Annotated in this window: 16 protein-coding genes; 7 read left to right on the top strand and 9 right to left on the bottom strand. The window is 71.8% G+C overall.

The genetic code is table 11. The features are described from left to right. The first annotated feature begins 14 nt into the window (after positions 1 to 14). The 5 genes from EV186_RS27795 (at position 15) to EV186_RS27775 (ending at position 4,268) form a co-directional block, all read left to right on the top strand. Positions 15 to 413, top strand: coding sequence for a YbaB/EbfC family nucleoid-associated protein (locus EV186_RS27795; protein ID WP_133852406.1), 399 nt, complete (start codon positions 15 to 17; stop codon positions 411 to 413). Further along, positions 410 to 721 (top strand): type VII secretion target, encoded by a 312-nt coding sequence (locus EV186_RS27790; protein ID WP_133852405.1) that lies wholly within the window; start codon positions 410 to 412, stop codon positions 719 to 721. Before EV186_RS27795 ends, EV186_RS27790 begins: the two co-directional genes overlap by 4 nt. Continuing rightward, positions 721 to 2,085 carry a WXG100 family type VII secretion target gene (locus tag EV186_RS27785; protein WP_133852404.1) on the top strand — a complete coding sequence of 455 codons (1,365 nt, stop codon included), beginning with the start codon at positions 721 to 723 and terminating at the stop codon, positions 2,083 to 2,085. Before EV186_RS27790 ends, EV186_RS27785 begins: the two co-directional genes overlap by 1 nt. Continuing rightward, positions 2,082 to 3,224 carry a serine hydrolase domain-containing protein gene (locus tag EV186_RS27780; RefSeq protein ID WP_133852403.1) on the top strand — a complete coding sequence of 381 codons (1,143 nt, stop codon included), beginning with the start codon at positions 2,082 to 2,084 and terminating at the stop codon, positions 3,222 to 3,224. Before EV186_RS27785 ends, EV186_RS27780 begins: the two co-directional genes overlap by 4 nt. A gap of 105 nt (positions 3,225 to 3,329) precedes the next feature. After that, the gene (locus EV186_RS27775) at positions 3,330 to 4,268 is read left to right on the top strand and encodes an endo-beta-N-acetylglucosaminidase H (protein ID WP_243754320.1); all 939 of its coding nucleotides are present in this window, start codon (positions 3,330 to 3,332) and stop codon (positions 4,266 to 4,268) included. On the opposite strand, the gene EV186_RS27770 is transcribed toward EV186_RS27775, so the two are convergent. Genes EV186_RS27770 through EV186_RS27760 form a run of 3 tightly spaced genes read right to left on the bottom strand, consistent with a single transcriptional unit; the run spans position 4,184 to position 7,118 of the window. Then, a complete protein-coding gene (locus tag EV186_RS27770; RefSeq protein ID WP_133852401.1) occupies positions 4,184 to 5,143 on the bottom strand; it encodes an SDR family NAD(P)-dependent oxidoreductase in 960 nt (319 codons plus the stop codon). The genes EV186_RS27775 and EV186_RS27770 overlap by 85 nt on opposite strands. Next, positions 5,143 to 5,862: a DUF1365 domain-containing protein gene (locus EV186_RS27765; protein ID WP_133852611.1), complete on the bottom strand. Its 720-nt coding sequence runs from the start codon at positions 5,860 to 5,862 to the stop codon at positions 5,143 to 5,145. Before EV186_RS27765 ends, EV186_RS27770 begins: the two co-directional genes overlap by 1 nt. Further along, positions 5,856 to 7,118 (bottom strand): NAD(P)/FAD-dependent oxidoreductase, encoded by a 1,263-nt coding sequence (locus EV186_RS27760; RefSeq protein ID WP_133852400.1) that lies wholly within the window; start codon positions 7,116 to 7,118, stop codon positions 5,856 to 5,858. Before EV186_RS27760 ends, EV186_RS27765 begins: the two co-directional genes overlap by 7 nt. 134 nt (positions 7,119 to 7,252) lie before the next feature. Between EV186_RS27760 and EV186_RS27755 the strand changes: the two genes are divergently transcribed. Beyond that, positions 7,253 to 8,473, top strand: a complete 1,221-nt coding sequence (locus EV186_RS27755; RefSeq protein WP_133852399.1) for an SAM-dependent methyltransferase — start codon at positions 7,253 to 7,255, stop codon at positions 8,471 to 8,473. Positions 8,474 to 8,516: 43 nt separating this feature from the next. Here the strand turns inward: EV186_RS27755 and EV186_RS27750 are convergent, their stop codons facing one another. Then, positions 8,517 to 9,266, bottom strand: coding sequence for an anti-sigma factor (locus EV186_RS27750; protein ID WP_133852398.1), 750 nt, complete (start codon positions 9,264 to 9,266; stop codon positions 8,517 to 8,519). Further along, on the bottom strand, positions 9,266 to 9,862 hold the full coding sequence (gene sigK / locus EV186_RS27745; RefSeq protein ID WP_133852397.1) for an ECF RNA polymerase sigma factor SigK: 597 nt from the start codon (positions 9,860 to 9,862) through the stop codon (positions 9,266 to 9,268). The genes EV186_RS27750 and sigK overlap by 1 nt, the downstream gene beginning before the upstream one ends. Before the next feature lie 133 nt (positions 9,863 to 9,995). Between sigK and EV186_RS27740 the strand changes: the two genes are divergently transcribed. Further along, entirely contained in the window at positions 9,996 to 10,586 is a 591-nt protein-coding gene (locus tag EV186_RS27740; RefSeq protein ID WP_133852396.1) for a hypothetical protein, read from the top strand. Here the strand turns inward: EV186_RS27740 and EV186_RS27735 are convergent. From EV186_RS27735 to EV186_RS27720, 4 genes are read right to left on the bottom strand one after another with little or no spacing between them, the layout of a single operon-like run. After that, positions 10,508 to 11,791: a cation:proton antiporter domain-containing protein gene (locus EV186_RS27735; protein ID WP_133852395.1), complete on the bottom strand. Its 1,284-nt coding sequence runs from the start codon at positions 11,789 to 11,791 to the stop codon at positions 10,508 to 10,510. The genes EV186_RS27740 and EV186_RS27735 overlap by 79 nt on opposite strands. Then, positions 11,788 to 13,158, bottom strand: coding sequence for a cytochrome P450 (locus EV186_RS27730; protein ID WP_243754319.1), 1,371 nt, complete (start codon positions 13,156 to 13,158; stop codon positions 11,788 to 11,790). The genes EV186_RS27735 and EV186_RS27730 overlap by 4 nt, the downstream gene beginning before the upstream one ends. After that, positions 13,155 to 14,195, bottom strand: a complete 1,041-nt coding sequence (locus EV186_RS27725) for an alpha-hydroxy acid oxidase (RefSeq protein WP_133852393.1) — start codon at positions 14,193 to 14,195, stop codon at positions 13,155 to 13,157. The genes EV186_RS27730 and EV186_RS27725 overlap by 4 nt, the downstream gene beginning before the upstream one ends. Continuing rightward, complete coding sequence (locus EV186_RS27720) at positions 14,192 to 15,766, bottom strand: NAD(P)-binding domain-containing protein (protein ID WP_133852392.1); 1,575 nt, start codon at positions 15,764 to 15,766, stop codon at positions 14,192 to 14,194. The genes EV186_RS27725 and EV186_RS27720 overlap by 4 nt, the downstream gene beginning before the upstream one ends. Between the last annotated feature and the right edge of the window lie 22 nt (positions 15,767 to 15,788).

Here is a 15,788-nt window from a genome sequence, read left to right as displayed (position 1 = left end):
AAGGGGAGATCCAGATGGACCCGGCACAATGGCTTGCCGACTACGACCAGAAGCTGTCCGAGACAGAACGGACGACTGCGCAGGCCTCGGCCCGGCTGGCCGAGGTCAGCGGGCACGCGGTGTCGCCGCGCGGTGAGGCGGAGGTGACCGTCGGCGCGGGTGGCGCGTTGCAGCAGCTGACGCTCAGCCCGGCCGCGCGTGCCCTCGAGGTGGACGAGCTGGCGCAGCTGATCATGGCGACCGCGCTGCGTGCGCAGGCCGACGCGAAGGCGCAGGTCGCCGACGTGGTGGCCGAGGTCTACGGCGACGTCCCGGCGCTCGAGGCGCTCACCAACGCGGTTCCCGAGGCGCCGGTGGAGCACCGGAACCCCACCGATGACGAGTACTTCGCCGCGCCGGAGGTGCGCGCATGACCGCCTACGACCAGTTCGGCATCGACCCGGACGACCTGCGCAGGCACGCCACCACGGTGAGCGGTCTGGCCGACCAGCTCGCCACCGCCGCCGGGAGCCTGCCCGGCGACCTCGGCGGGGGTGCGCTCGGCTCGTTCTGCGAGTTCCTGGCCGGCGGCCTGCAGGCCGGGATGGGTGGCGTCGCCGAGGCGACCACCAGCGCGTCGGCGTCGGTCGACCAGATCAGCACCGGGTTGCGCCAGACCGCGGAGGCCTACCAGCGCATCGACGACGCCAGCAGCACCAGCCTCGAGCAGGAGTACGCCTGATGACCCCGACAAGCACCGCCGACCTGCTCGCGCGGATCAACGAGACCGCCGCGGCCGTGCGTGGCCGGAGCTGGGCGTCCCCCGAGCTCAGCGGCGGCATGGGCGGCCTGGGCAACCTGGCCGGCGGCACCGACCCGGTGGCCGGGCTGAGTTCGGCCGGCCTCGGCTGGTTCGCGCCGTTCGTGTCCTTCCTCAGCCAGCCTTCCTCGGTGCTGCAAGGAAACCCGGGTCCGGTCTCGACCGGCGCGAGCGGGTTCGCCCAGGGCGGGCAGGCCGTCTCCGGGCTGGCGAGCCAGTACCAGCAGGCGGCGAGCACCGAGACCAAGGGCTGGTCCGGCGACGCCTCGTCGGCCTACCAGGGCGCCAGCACGCAGATCCTCGACTCGATCTCGTCGCTGGCCGAGGCGGCCTACTCGATGTCCGATGCCATCGCCGGTGCGGGCGAGGTGGTCGGCCAGGCCGTCGACATCATCACCCAGCTCGGCGGCGAGGCGATCGGGCAGATCGTGCCGATCATGAGCCAGGCGGTGGCCGCGGCCCCGCTCACCGGCGGCCAGAGCATCGCCGCCGCGATCCCCCAGTGCGTCGCGATCGCCACGAACTACGGCCAGCAGATGCTCGCCAAGCTGGCCGCCCTGCTGGCCAGCGGGCAGAACCTGCTCAAACTCGTCAAGGGTGCGCTCGCGGTCGTGCAGTTGGTGACCAAGGCGCTCAAGCAGCTCGGCCAGCAGAGCACCAGCGGCGGCGGCTCGAGCCAGACCGGTGGCGCCACCCAGCAGGGCGGCGCGCAGCAGAAGCAGGTGGACGCGCCGACCGCGAACGGTAACGCGGCAACGGAAAGCGGCGCCGCCACCGACGGCGCCACGTCCGGGCTGAGCTCCGGCGGCGACGTGAGCCAGGCGCCGGTGACGTCCCAGTCACTGGCCGACGGCAGCCTGGGCTCGGGCCCGCTCTCCGGTGCGGGCTACAACAACGGGACCGCGGCCGGCACGTACACGCCACGCCAGACCACGACCGCGTCCGGCTTCGCGCCTGGCGGCTACGGCATGGCACCCATGGGCGCGGGCACGGGCAGCTCCCGCGACACCGAGGCGGCCGCGAGCCGGCGCGCCCAGGGCCCGCTGACCGGCGCGTTCGACAACGACGAGAAGGAGCTGACGGCTGGTCGCGCCGCCACGCCCGCGAAGAGCGCGCAACGCGGTGGCGGGATGGGCGGCGTCGGCATGGGCGGTGCGCGCGGCGCGCAGCGCGAGGAGGACAAGGAACACCGCTCACGCATCGAACTCGTCGAGTACGAGGACGTCTTCGGCGCGAAGAGCGACGACGTGATCGCGCCTTCGGTGATCGGCGAGGTGCAGTCGTGAAGCCCTTGCGTGCCACGGTGTCCGCCGCGGTGGTGGTGCTGGTGGTCGCCACCGCCGGCCCGGCGGCCGCGGCCGAGCAAGCCCCCGAGCCGAGCCCTGAGCAGCTCCTGCAGGCCGGGGCCGACCTCGGCGTGCGCGACGGTTACCCGGGCGTGATCGGGCTGGTTCGCAACGGCGAGGACGTGCACCGCGTCCACGCCGGGTACGGCGACAAGTTCGCCGCCGTGCCGGCGGATCCGGCTCAGGAGTTCCGGATCGGCAGCAACACCAAGGCATTCGTCGCCACGGTCCTGCTGCAGCTGCAGGGCGAGGGCAAGCTGTCGCTCGACGACACGGTGGCGACGTGGCTGCCCAATGCCGTGAACGTCAACGGGTTCGACGGCACGAAGATCACCATCCGGCAGCTGCTGAACCACACCTCGGGGCTGCCGGACTACGCCGGCGACCCGCAGGTCAACTGGCCGTACGTGGCCAACCTCGACCCGAACCAGCGTTGGGCACCGCAGACGCTGGTGAACATCGCGCTCACCCACCAGAAGACGGGTGATCCGGGCCAGAAGTGGGCTTATGCCAACACGAACTACGTGCTGGCCGGGATGGTGATCAAGGCGGTCACCGGGAACGAACCGGCCGCGGAGATCCAGCACCGGATCATCGAGCCGCTCGGGTTGACCCACACGACGTTCCCGACCGCCGACCCGCGGCTGCCCGCCACGGCGCTGCACGGCTACTTCTGGGCGACCAGCCTGGCGATCCGCGACGTCACGGTGTCCAACGTGCAGACCTTCGGCGCGGCCGGGGCCATGGTGTCCACACTGGACGACCTGGCGGCGTTCGAGCGGGCGTTGTTCAGCGGCCGGTTGCTGGCGCCCGCGCAGCTGGCCCAGCTGAAGACCACGGTGCCGATCGACGACACCGGAACCGGGCGCTACGGCCTCGGCGTCGTCTCCGCGCAGACGCCGTGCGGTCAGGTGTGGGAGCACTCGGGTGCCGTGCTCGGCTTCCTCACGCTCTGGCTGACCAGCGACGACGGCAGCAAGCAGGTGGTCGTGGCGGCCAACGAGTACCACATGCTCTCCGGCACCAGGGGCCAGCAGGACGTGGGTGCGGCGGCCGTGGACACCTACTGCCGTTTGTGAACAAAGCCTGCCCGGACGTGCCTTGATCCGCGCGGCGATCCTCGTTGTAGTCGAATCATGCGCACATTCGGTCGGGGAACCAGGCGCTTGCTCAGCTCGGCAGTGGTGGCCACGGCAGTCGCCGTGGCCACCACGCCGTTCGCGGCGGCGGCGTCGAGCGGTCACCACCCCCGGGTGACCAAGAGCGGCCCGGTGTCGGTCGCCTACGTCGAGGTCAACAACAACGGCATGGAGAACGTCGGCAAGTACACGCTCAGCGACGGCTCGCCCGTGTTCGACGTGGCGGTGATCTTCGCGGCCAACATCAACTACGACGGCGCGAACGCCTACCTCTACTTCAACCCGCAGGTCCAGTCCGTGCTCGACAACGCCGAGACCACCATCCGGCCGTTGCAGCAGAAGGGCATCAAGGTCGTGCTGTCCATCCTGGGCAACCACCAGGGCGCCGGGTTCGCGAACTTCCCGTCCCAGCAGGCCGCTTCGGCGTTCGCCGGGCAGCTCGCTGACGCTGTGGCCCGCTACGGCCTGGACGGCATCGACCTGGACGACGAGTACGCCGACTACGGCAACAACGGCACGGGTCAGCCCAACGACAGCTCGTTCGTCCACCTGGTGTCGGCGCTGCGCGACGACCTGCCGGACAAGCTGTTGACGTTCTACTTCATCGGCCCGTCGGCGTCGCGGCTGAGCTACAACGGCGTGGACGCCGGCGCGAAGTTCGACTACTCGTGGAACGCCTACTACGGCACCTGGAGCGTGCCGAACGTGTCGTTGCCCAAGGAACGCCTCTCGCCCGCGGCCGTGGAGATCAACGGCACGCCGCCGGGCACCGCGCAAGGCCTCGCCCACCAGACCGTGGCCGAGGGGTACGGCGTGTTCCTGACCTACAACCTGGGCGGCGGCGACCAGCACGACTACGTCTCGTCGTTCACCCGGGAGCTCTACGGCAGCGACGCGGTCTACACCGGCCGACCGACCGCGGTCCAGCACGCGGCCCAGCCGCGGCGCACGGCCTGCGGGTCGTCCCCGCCCCAGGGGAGGTAGTGCGTCGGGCGTTGCCTGCGGTCGTGCCAGAACCGGCCCGTCGGCGGCGGTGGTGTGGTCGCGGCGAGCCAGATCGCCGTGTCGGCGCCCTCGGCCGCGGTGCGCAGCAGCGGCCCGGTGATCCGGTGGAAGCCGGGCAGCGACCCGGCCACGCCCGGTGTGTCCGCCCAGCCGGGGTGCAGGGCGTGCACGGCGATCCCGTCGCTTGCGTAGCGCTCGGCGAGCAGGGGCGTGAACGCCACCTGCAGCCGTTTGGTCCGGGCGTACGCCACCGCGCCCTTGTAGCGGCCGGTTCGGTATTCCACGTCGCCGGGCACGGGCTGGGCGTACATGCCGCCCGAGGACATGAGGATCACCCGCGGGTCGGTGGCGCGGGCGAGGGCCGGGCGGAGCTGCTCGGTGAGCAGCAGCGGGCCGAGCACGTGGGTGGCCAGGGCCAGCTCATGCCCCTGCGGCGACGCGGTTCGCTCGGGTGGCATGGTCCCGGCGTTGTGCACCACCACGTCGACGGTCGGCCACCGGTCGAGGGCGTCGGCGGCGAAGCGGCGCACGTCGTCGAGGTCGTCGAGGTCGCAGCGCGCCACGGCGAAATCGGCTTCGGGCAACCGCTGCGCGAGTTCGGCGCGGGTTCGCTCACCGCGCTCGACGCTGCGCACCACCAGCACGGTCGTGGCGCCGAGGGCGGCGACACCGGCGGCCGTCGCCGTGCCCAGGCCGGAGCTCGCGCCGGTCACCAGCACCACCTTGCCCGCCAGCGCGTCCGGCGCGGGGTCGCCTTGGCGGAACCACCGGCGCCGCAACAGGTAGCCGAGCTTGCTGTAGCCGATCACCACGCTGCGATCGGCGAGCGTGTCCAGGGTCGAAGCAAGGCGCATCAGGCGTCCAGGGGTGCGGTGGCGGGAACGGATTGCCTGCGCAGCCACAGGTAGATCCCGTGCTTGCGGATGGCGGCCGAAATGCGTTGCGGCATCAGGGGTTGGCGCACGGACGTGCGCAGCACCTGGCCGAGCGTGGCCGGGCGTCTGCGGCCGGACAGCGTCGCGGCGAAGACCGGCCTGCCGCCCTGGTGCAGGGTGACCACGACCCGCAACCGCTCGTCCGGCTCGGGCACGACCATCCGGTAGCGGCCGTGGTCGGCGAGGAACGGCGAGACGTGGAACGCCTTGTCGGTGTCCACCACGCCACGCTCGTCGATGTCGCCGGCACGCAACAGGTAGGGGTGCCGTCCGCCGTAGGTGTTGTGCACCTCGGCGATCACGCAGGCGAGGCGACCGTCGCGGTGGTGGCACCAGAACACGGTGAGCGGGTTGAACGTGTGGCCGAGCACGCGGGCGTTGCTCAGCATCAGGACCCGCCCGCCGTCGAGGTCGACGCCCCGCTCGGCCAGCCACGCCGTCACGTTGTCCTTGATGGACAGTCGCGGGTCGCCCAGGTGGTCGCGGGCCTCGAACCGGGCCAGCGGACGAGCCCAGCGCGGCAGCGCCGGCGGGTCGTCGAGGTCGACCAGCCACAGGTGCGTGCGGTAGCTGAACCGGCGGCGCAACCGTTCGCGCCGGTCGTGGGTCAGGACCGCGTCGTAGAGCGCGGTCACCAGCCGGCCCCGAAGTGCTCGGCCGCCCGCACACCGGACGCACACCCGTCCTCGTGGAAGCCCCAGCCGTGGTACGCCCCGGCGAACGCCGTGTGTGAGGTGTTCAACCCGGGCAGACCGCGTTGCGCGGCAAGCGATTCCGGCGTGTAGACCGGGTGCGAGTAGTTCATCTTGGCCACCACCCGCGCCGGGTCGACCCGGTCGGTGGCGTTGAGCGTGACCACGAACGGCTGCGGGTCCTGCAGGCGCTGGAGGCGGTTCATGTCGTAGCTGACCGCCACCTGGTCGGACTCGCCGTGGCACTGCGTCTTGAGGTAGTTCCACGACGCCCGCGCCCGCTCGACGCGGGGGAGGATGGCGGTGTCCTGGTGCAGCCAGGTCTCGTTCTGCGAGTAGGGGAACGCGCCGAGCGTGGCGCGTTCCCGCTCGGTCGGGTCGCCCAGCAACGCCAGCGCCTCGTCGGCGTGGGTGGCGATCACGACCTTGGCCACCGCGTGCGGGGTGTCCGCCTCGTCCCGGACCTGCACCCCTCGCGCGGTCCGGGTGATGGCGCGCACCGGTGTGCCCACGTGCACCGCGGTCAACTGCTTCACCGCACGCTCGACGTACACGCGGGATCCGCCGACCACGGTGCGCCACGGCGGCGAACCGGTGACCGCGAGCATCCCGTGGTGGCTGAGGAACTCGAACAGGTAGCGCGCCGGGTAACGGGTGCTGATCCGTTCCCCGGCCGACCACACCGCCGACACCAGCGGCAGCACCAGGTGGTCGACGAAATAACGCGGGTACCGCCCGGCGCGCAGGAACTCGCCGAGCGTCGGGTCGTGGCCCGAGTCGTCGGCGAGCAGCGCCTTGGCGTTGCGGTAGAACCGCTTCACCTGCGCCAGCATGACCAGGTAGCGGCCGCGCCGCACGGCGTCCCACGACGGCGCGAGGCCCGGCAGGCCCTTGCCGCCGGCGTACTCCAAGCCGCAGCCCAGGCAGCGCACGCTCATGGACATCTCGGTGGCCTGCGTGGTCACGCCGAGGTCGCCGAAAAGGCGCAGCAGGTTCGGATAGGTCCGTTCGTTGTGCACGATGAAGCCGCTGTCCACCGCGACCGTGCCCCCGGCCGCGGCCGGCAGGACGTGGGTGTGGGCGTGCCCGCCGAGCCGGCCCTGCGCCTCGAACAAGAGCACGTCATAGCGCCGTTGCAGCAGGTAGGCGGCCGTCAGGCCGGACACCCCGGCGCCGATGACGGCGATCCGTTCACGCTCCATGCTTGCTGCTCCTCCTCGCCTCGTTGTGGAGCATTCGGCGCGGGCGGCCCACCGGATTGGACTTATGTCGCCAAGCCGTTCACGCGCGGGCTCCGAATGACGACGCAGGACCAGCGAATGGAGAGGAGTGCGCCATGGTGAGCACGCACGACCGGGCACCCGGCGCGGCGCAGCGGATCGCGAACGCGGTCACGGAGGTGCTGGGCGCCCCGCCGCCGGTACGGGTGCGCGCCTGGGACGGCAGCGTCGCCGGTCCCGAGGACGGTCCTGAGCTGGTGCTCCGCTCGCGGCGGGCCGTGCGGCACGTGCTGTGGCGCCCGGGTGAGCTCGGCCTGGCGCGGGCCTACGTGTCGGGTGACCTCGACGTCGAGGGCGACCTGCAAGAGGGCCTGCGGCGTGCGTGGTCGGCCCCGCACCGGTCGCTGACCTTGCCCGCCGTTCTGCGGGCGGCCGCCGCGGGCCTGCGGCTCGGCCTGGCCGGGCCGCGGCCGAAGGTGCCGGCGCAGGAGGCGCGGCTGCGCGGACGGCTGCACACCCAGCGCCGGGACAAGGACGCGATCGCCCACCACTACGACCTGGGCAACGACTTCTACCGGCTGGTCCTCGACGAGACCATGTCGTACTCGTGCGGCTGGTACCGGACCGATTCGGACACCCTGCTCGACGCCCAGCGCGCCAAGCTCGACCTGGTGTGCCGGGGCCTCGGGCTGCGCGCGGGCATGCGCCTGCTCGACGTCGGGTGCGGGTGGGGTGCGCTCGTGCTGCACGCGGCCCGCGAGTACGGCGTGCGGGCCACCGGGGTGACGCTCTCGAAGCAGCAACACGCGTTCGTGACGGCCCGCGCCGCCGAACTCGGGGTGGCCGACCGGGTGACCGTCGAACTGCGGGACTACCGCGACGTCCGCGCGGAGCCGTTCGACGCGGTCGCCTCGATCGAGATGGGGGAGCACGTCGGCGAGGGCAACTACGCCGAGTACCTCGCCGTGCTGCGTCGGGCCGTCAAGCCGGGCGGACCGGTGGTGCTGCAGCAGATGTCCCGCGGTGGCGCGCCGGGCGGCGGCGCGTTCATCGAGCGCTACATCGCGCCGGACATGACCATGCGCCCGCTGCCCAAGACCCTGACTCACCTGGAGAACGCCGGGTTCGAGATCCAGCGGGTGCGGGCGATGCGGACGCACTACGCCCGCACGATCGACGCGTGGGCGGCGGAGCTGGAACGCAACTGGGACGAGGTCGTCGCCACCGTCGGAGTCGGCTGGGCGCGGGTCTGGCGGTTGTACCTGGCCGGTGCGGCGCTCGCCTTCGCCGACAACCGGATGGGCGTGGACCAGATCCTGGTGACCAGCCCGGCCTGAGAAGCCGGGGGCCGCCCACGCGGGCGGTCCCCGGCTTTTCCGATCAGGCGAGGGTGACCGTGACGACCGGCGGTGTGGTCGGCTGCTCCGAGCCGTTCTCCGGCTCGACCGTCACGGCGATCTGGTCGCCGGTCAGCACGTCGCGGGCGAGCATCGCCCCGCCGTCCTTGCCGCCCTTGCTCAGGCCGACCGACTGCATCCGATCACCGCGCACCACCCAGCCCTGGTACGCGTGCTGGTGCGGGGCGAGGGGCATCTCGGCGCCCAGCATCGCCGCCGTGTGCGTGCCGGGGGAGTACACGACGGTCGCCACCCCACCGGGAATCGGCTTGCGCAGCAGCTTCGCGTCCGGCTGGGCCAGCAGGTCGGTCAGCGCGGCGTAGTTGTCCTGCGTCTGCTTGAGCACCTCGACCTGCCGGTTGAGGTCGGCGCTGGTCGAGGTCGCGCGGTAGCCGAACAGCACGCCCGCCACCGTCGCCGCGACCAGCAGGGCAGCGGCCACGGGCATGAGCCAGCGGCTGAGCGGCTTGCGCGGCTGGTCGCGGCCCGCCACCACCGGCGGCAGCCTGCGGGTGACGGCGGTCTTGGCCAGCACCTGCGCGCGCAGGTGCTCGGGTGGCGGCTCGGCCACCGTGCCGGCGAACACCGCGACCACCTCGCGCAGGCTCGCGACCTCCTCGGTGCAGTCGGCGCAGTCGGCGAGGTGCCGCTCGAACTGGCGCCGCTCGACCTCGGACAACGCGTTGACCACGTAGGCCCCGGCGAGGGTGTGCACTTCCGGGTTCGGCGTCATCAGCTTGCCCCCAGACAGTCACGCAGCCGGATCATGGCATCTCGGATCCTGGTCTTCACGGTGCCGAGCGGCGTCTCGAGCAGGGTCGCCACCTCGGGGTAGGTGTAGCCGCGGTAGAAGGCGAGCAGCACCGACTCGCGCTGCAACTGCGTCAGGTTCCCGACGCACCGGCGCAGCCGCTGCGCCTCGAGCCGCGATCCCGCCTGCTCGGCGACGTCGTCGTAGGGGCGTGGCACCGACCGGTCGGTCGCCGTCTGCTCCCGGCGCGCGGACGCGACGGCCGAGCGAACCCGGTCCACCGCGCGCCGGTGCGCGAGCGTGGACACCCACGCCATCGCGCTTCCCTTGGCCGGGTCGAACCGGGCCGCGACGCGCCACACCTCGACGAGGACCTCCTGGGTGACCTCTTCGGACTGGGCGTGGTCGCGGACCACGCTGCGCACGAGGCCCCACACGGTCGGCGCGATCGCGTCGTAGAGCGGTTCGAACGCGCCGTCGTCGCCGCGGGCGACCCGCAGCAACATCTCACTCACCGGATCGGTCGCCCGATCGGGTTGATCGGGCACCGCCCGGGGTCGCCACCGTCGTTCCGCCATGAGCAGGCTCCTCCACGCAGGTACCTTTTGCGGGTTCTTCGGCGCACGGCGGCCCACGGATTGGATGCGTCGACTCCGGAACGTACCGGACCTCGCGTCCGTCGCACCCGGAACGGAAGGCGAAGGGGAGGCGGTGGCAGTCGTGGCGGTGGTGGAACCGACGTTCGCGCCCGCGGTACCACCGGACGCACCGCTCGTGGCCCGCTCCAAGGGCAGCACGCGGGTGCTTGCCGTGGTCATGCTGGTCGCGGTCGTCCTGGAGGTCGTGTTGCTGGCCGCGGTGGGCTTGCTGGTCTACCTGTCCGGGTTCCCGATGTTCCTGGCGGTCCTGCCGCTGCTCCTGCTCCAGCTCGGCCTGATGGTCGTGGTGCTGCGCGAGTACCAGGGCCTGCTCGGCCCGCAGCTCGCGGCGAACGCGTCCGGTGTGTGGGTGCGCACGGGCCTGGGCCGCAAGCCGGAGGTCGTCCACCTGCCGTGGCCGGCCATCGACGCGATCGACGTCGCGCGCGGTCCGGCCCTGCGGATCATGAGCAGGCAAGGTGACGCGTTGTTCGCGCGCCGGGCGCACTGGCGGGTGCGGTCGCTGCGCCGCCGGTTCGGCACCCCGTTCATCGTGGACGGTCGCCGCTCGGCGACCGAGGCGCATCAGCTGGCCGCCATGCTCGACTCCTTCGGGCGCTCGGGCACGAACTGGTCCATGCCGCCGGGCAGCGACGCGCGGTAGATCGGCATCGCCGCGGCGGTCGTCAGGATCGCGACCGCGACGAGGATCGCGAAGAGCTTCGGGGTGACGATCCCGTGGGCGAGCCCGATGTTGATGAACACCAGGATCATCAGGCCGCGGGCGTTCATCAGGCCGCCGACGGCCGAGGCGTGCCGCCACGAGAAGCCCTGGACCCGCACGACGACCGCGCAGCCGAGGTACTTGCCCGCGAACGCCGCCACCATGATCACGAACAGCGGAATCCAGAGCCCCAGGCCCTCGCCGAACCCGGACACCTGGGTGTTCAGCCCGCTGAAGGCGAAGAACACCGGCAGCAGCAGGATCGAGTTGAAGTCGCTGAACTTGCTCTCCAGCTCCCGGCGCATGACCGGGGACTTCGGCATGGCCAGGCCCGTGACGAAGCCGCCGAACACCGAGAAGATCCCGATGTGGTCGGTGAACCAGCCGGCCGCGATGACCAGCAGCAGCACCAGGGCCACGGTGTCGCGGCTCAGCCCGCCCGCGCGCTCCACGCGGCGGCCGAGCTTGGCCAGCAGCGCCCGCCCGGCCGTGAGCATCACCGCGGCGAACACCGCCGCACCGATGATCGTGGTCAGCGCGCCCAGCGGCGTGCCCGCCGTGCCGACCGCGATGATCAGGGCGAGCAGGATCCACGCCACCGCGTCGTCGATCGCGGCGGCGACCATGGTGAGGCCACCGATCGGGGTGTTGGTGATGCCGCGCTCCTGCAGGATCCGGGCGAGCATCGGGAAGGCGGTGATCGACAACGCGCCGCCGACGAAGAGCAGGTACTCGCCGAGGCTCGCGCCCCGCGGGCTCAGCGAGTGGAAGAACGGCACCGCGGCACCGGCGCCGAGCACGAACGCGGGGATGATCCCGGACACCGCGAGCACCGCGGCCTGCCGCACGGTCCGCCCGCCGGTGCGGCCGTGGTCGAGCCCGGCGCCGACCAGGAACATGTAGAACGTCAACCCGATCGTGCTCAGCACGTACAGGACGTTCTTGATCTCCGGCGCGAAGAGCCAGCTCTGCGCGCCCGAGGCGACCGCCCCGAACAGCGCGGGTCCGAGCAGCACCCCGGCCACCATCTCGCCCACGACCCTCGGCTGCCGCACGAGCATGGCCAGCCGTCCGCACAGCGTGGTCGCGGCCAGCACGGCCACCAAGGCGAGGAACACCTTCGCCGAGAATTCGACCTGGTTCACCGGGTGACCTCCGAGCGGTGGGGTACGGGGCAGCCGTGGGTGTCGTGGGTGGCGAAGTACCGCTCGGCCAGGCGCAGCCGGCGCGCGTCGAGCACCATGGCGGTGCCGAGCACCAGCTGCACGACGCTGCGCCAGACGTCCTCCCACCGGTCCCGCAGCCGCAACCCGGCGCCGATCAGGGCGAGCGTGGTCACGGGCAGCGACTGTCCTTTTCGGACCAATAGGCAGGGTCCCCGGTGGGGCAGCGACCGGGTGTGCGCGACGGTGGAGTGCAACGTGAAGCGCCGCAACACTTCCCGCGTCGCCGCGCGCAACGCGATGGGGGAGATCCGCCACGCCGGGCACGGCCGGTTGGCGGCGATGCCGAACGGGATGTGGTGCGCGGTCTTCGCCGACAGGTGCGCCCAGCGGTCCGGGTCGAACTTCTCCGGCTCGGCGTAGCCGCTGGCGTGGTAGTCGGGATAGCTGAAGCAGAGCACGGACCCGGTGGGCAGGGTGGTGTTCTCGTCGAGCTCGATCTCGCCGGTGGTGATCCTGTGCGCGATGCCGAAGAGCGGGTAGCGGCGGAAGGTCTCGTCGAGCACATGGGCGAAGTAGCGGTCGTCGTGCCCGGCGCGCTCGGCCACCTCCGGGTGCTGGGCCAGCGCCAGCACGAGGTGCGCGAACGCCTCGGACATCTGGACGACGGCCGTGTTGAAGAACGTGCCCTGCAGGTAGTGCACCTGCTCCTGCGCGGAAAGGCTTGCGGGCAACGCAACCCGCACCTCGGTGACCCGGGTCGCGAGGTAGCGGGTCAGCGCGGCCCGCCGCCGCGGGTGGCGCAGGCCGGTGCACTTCAACGAGGTCACCACGTCGTTCGCGTGCGCGACGATCAACTCCCGGCCCGCGCGGGGGCACGGCTCGCCGAACACCAGCTCGTAGAAGTACTCGGCCCACAGGGGCATGGCGAGATCGCGCAGCCGCACCAGGGTGACCCGCCCGGGCACGAGTTCGTCGAGCACCCGCCGCGCGCACCGGCTCGCCGCGGTCGCGAAGGATTCGCTCGGCCCGGCCAGCAAGGCGAGCGTCGTGCGGGCGACGTCGTCGTAGCGCGGCCCGGCCTCCAGGTGTTCCTGGTGCACCTCGGGGCCGGGGGAGAGCCAGTACCAGAACAGGTCGGAGAGCCCGGCGCCCTTGCTGCGCCCGTTCGCCGACGGGTGCCCGTAGACCTCGCGGAACCGGTCGGGACCGACCGTGGCGTTGGGGAACGTGATCGCGTTGTCCCCGTTGACCTTCTCGAACACCTTGACCCGCAACGCGACCACCTGCTCGGGCAGCCAGCGCGGCGCCGTGAGCACGCCCGCGGCCGCCAGTGCCAGCCAAGTCATCCGCATGTCCGTACCACCATGTCCGGGGTCAGGTCGGCCGGACTTCGCCCACCGCACAACGTGAGCACGTGGTCGAACTCGTCCCGCAGCGCCTCGAGGACGGCGGTGACGCCGGCCGCGCCGTCGGCGGCGAGCCCCCACAGCACCGGCCGGCCGATCCCGACCGCGGTCGCGCCCAGGGCAATCGCCTTCGCCACGTCGCCGCCACTGCGCACACCGCCGTCCAGCAGCACCGGCACCCGTCCGTCCACAGCGGACACGATGGCGGGCAGGGCGTCGATCGACGCGGGCACCAGGTCGAGCTGGCGGCCGCCGTGGTTGGACACGATGACGCCCGCCATGCCGTGCTCGACCGCCAGCTCGGCATCGGCCGGGTGCAGGATTCCCTTCAGCCACACCGGAAGCGTGGTCGACTCGCGCAGCCGGTCCACGTGCGACCACGACAGCGGCGCCATGGCGATGTCCCGGCCGCGCATGTTCTCGGCTGCGAGCCCCGGCGGCAGGTCGTGGAAGCCGTGCGCGCGGTCGCGGCGGTGCCGGCCGAACACCGGCGAGTCGGCCGTCACCACCAACGCCGCGCAGCCCGCGTCCTCGGCCTGCCGCACCAAGCCCGCCGTCACGTCCTCGTCGGCCAGCGGGTAGAGCTGGAACCACACCGCCGCGTCCGGATCGACGGCCGTGACCCGCGCGATCGCCGTGGTGGAGGCGACCCCGGACACCAGGATCGTGCCCGCCGCCGCGGCGGCCCGTGCCGTGGCCAGCTCGCCGTCCGGGTGGGCGAGCTTGTGGAAGGCGGTCGGCGCGATGAGCACCGGCATGCTCGCCCGCCCGCCGGGCAGCTCGACGCCGAGCTCGCGATCGTCGTTGCCCCGCAACACCCTGGGCCGCAAGGCGAGCCGCCGGAAGGCCGCCTCGTTGGCCGCGAGCACCGCCTCGTCGCCGGCGCCGCCCGCGAAGTAGTCGTAGTGCACCGGGTCGAGCGCGGCGCGCGCCTTGGCGTGCAGGTCGGTGAGTACGGTGCTGAGCGACTCGGTCACGCCGGTACCGGATCGAGCTGAGCGCCCAGGAACCTGACCAGCGGTGCGCGGTGCACTTCCTCGCTGTCCCACTCGTTCTCGAGGTTCTCGGTGATGTGGTGCTCGCCGATCAGCTCGCCGGCGCGGAACCGGCGCACGGCCGGGTGCAGGTAGCGCCCATCGAGCCCGCTGGTGCTCTCCTGGGACACCCGGCCCGCGGTGATGTCGAAGGGATCGACGGTGTCGTGGTCCGCGCCGTACTCCAGCGTGACCGCGAAATAGCTGTCGACGTCGCCGAACTCGCCGCGCGCGACCGCCTCGTGCAGGTACGCGACCGGCACCTCCTCGAGGTAGTGCACCGACGAGTCGCGGCCCACGAGCACGGCGTCGCACAGGAAGCCGAACTGCTGCCACAGCGCCGAAGTGCGGTTGACCCGGGCGATCACGGCGTCGGCGATGGCCGCCGGGCTCGCGGCCAGGTTCTGCCGCGGCCACGCGACCGCGTGGTAGCGGTGCTCCATGACCCGGTGCAAGGCGCGCACGGAGTAGCGGAAGCCGTGGATGAACCCGCTCGTGGACTTCTTGAAGTCACGGGCCTGCGTGATCGTCCCCGCGAAGAACAGGTCGGGCACGTTGGTCGACTCCCACGACGACGTCTGCTCGGGGAACCGGTCCTTGATGGTCAGGTTCGGCCGGCACTCCGATGCGAAGATCGACGCGTCGAACCGGAACCCTGCGGCCAGCAGCACCCGGTCGTAGCGGATCTCCTTCACCCGCTCGGCCACGCGGGCGAACGCGACCTTCACCAGCAACTGCTCACCTTCGCGGCGGATGCTTTGCACGGTGCCGTCGAGCAACGCGTTCTGCGACTTGAGCTGGTACGTGTCGAGGAAGTTGTTGTTCACCGCACGCAGGTGGCCGACGAAGTGCGTGCGCCAGGCCAGCTTCAGCGAGCCGGGACCGACCACGTGGATGACCGCGGCGGTCTCGATCAGGTTGTCCGCCGTCTCGAACGCGGAGTTGCCGCGGCCGATGACCAGCACGCGCTGCCCGTGGAAGCCGGCGGGGTCCACCGGCATGTCCACATAGGGCTCGGCGAGCTCGATGCCCTCGATCGGCGGCACGTAAGGCTTCGACACCCCCGTCGCGACGATCATGCGTGGCGCCCGGTAGGTGTTGCCGTCCTGGTCGCGCACAACGAAGTCGTCCGGTCGCGTGATCTCCGCGACGCGGGTGCCGAGGCGGACCGGTAGGTCGTGCTTGGTGGCGAAGTCGCCGAGGTAGCGGACGAACTCGTCGGCGGGCGGGAAGTACTTCGGCGTGTAGCGGGTGAAGAGCAGCTCGGGGTCGTCGTTGAGCAGCGAGTTCCAGTCCATCCGCAGGTTCAGCTCGGGATCGGTGTACCCGGTGACGACCTTGTTGTTGGAGATCATGGTGCGGTGGCGGGGAAAGCGGGTGAAGAACGCGCCCGGCCGCTCGCCCGCCTCGAGCACCAGGTGATCCCGCCCGTCGCGGGCGAGCAGGTACGACGCCTGCAGGCCGGCGGGGCCTGCGCCGAGTACCAGGCACTGCGTGGAAACGTCGCTGGGCACGGTGTTTCTCCTCAACTCTCGG

The organism is Labedaea rhizosphaerae, from assembly GCF_004362825.1.
Classification (GTDB): domain Bacteria; phylum Actinomycetota; class Actinomycetes; order Mycobacteriales; family Pseudonocardiaceae; genus Labedaea; species Labedaea rhizosphaerae.
Note: the sequence above shows the minus strand (reverse complement) of the source record. Positions and strands in the feature narration are given on the sequence as shown.

Coding starts and splice junctions, on each gene's coding strand:
- EV186_RS27795 (WP_133852406.1), top strand. CDS start 15: ATGGACCCGGCACAATGGCTTGCCGACTACGACCAGAAGCTGTCCGAG.
- EV186_RS27790 (WP_133852405.1), top strand. CDS start 410: ATGACCGCCTACGACCAGTTCGGCATCGACCCGGACGACCTGCGCAGG.
- EV186_RS27785 (WP_133852404.1), top strand. CDS start 721: ATGACCCCGACAAGCACCGCCGACCTGCTCGCGCGGATCAACGAGACC.
- EV186_RS27770 (WP_133852401.1), bottom strand. CDS start 5,143: ATGCGCCTTGCTTCGACCCTGGACACGCTCGCCGATCGCAGCGTGGTG.
- EV186_RS27760 (WP_133852400.1), bottom strand. CDS start 7,118: ATGGAGCGTGAACGGATCGCCGTCATCGGCGCCGGGGTGTCCGGCCTG.
- EV186_RS27755 (WP_133852399.1), top strand. CDS start 7,253: ATGGTGAGCACGCACGACCGGGCACCCGGCGCGGCGCAGCGGATCGCG.
- EV186_RS27750 (WP_133852398.1), bottom strand. CDS start 9,266: ATGACGCCGAACCCGGAAGTGCACACCCTCGCCGGGGCCTACGTGGTC.
- sigK (WP_133852397.1), bottom strand. CDS start 9,862: ATGGCGGAACGACGGTGGCGACCCCGGGCGGTGCCCGATCAACCCGAT.
- EV186_RS27730 (WP_243754319.1), bottom strand. CDS start 13,158: ATGACTTGGCTGGCACTGGCGGCCGCGGGCGTGCTCACGGCGCCGCGC.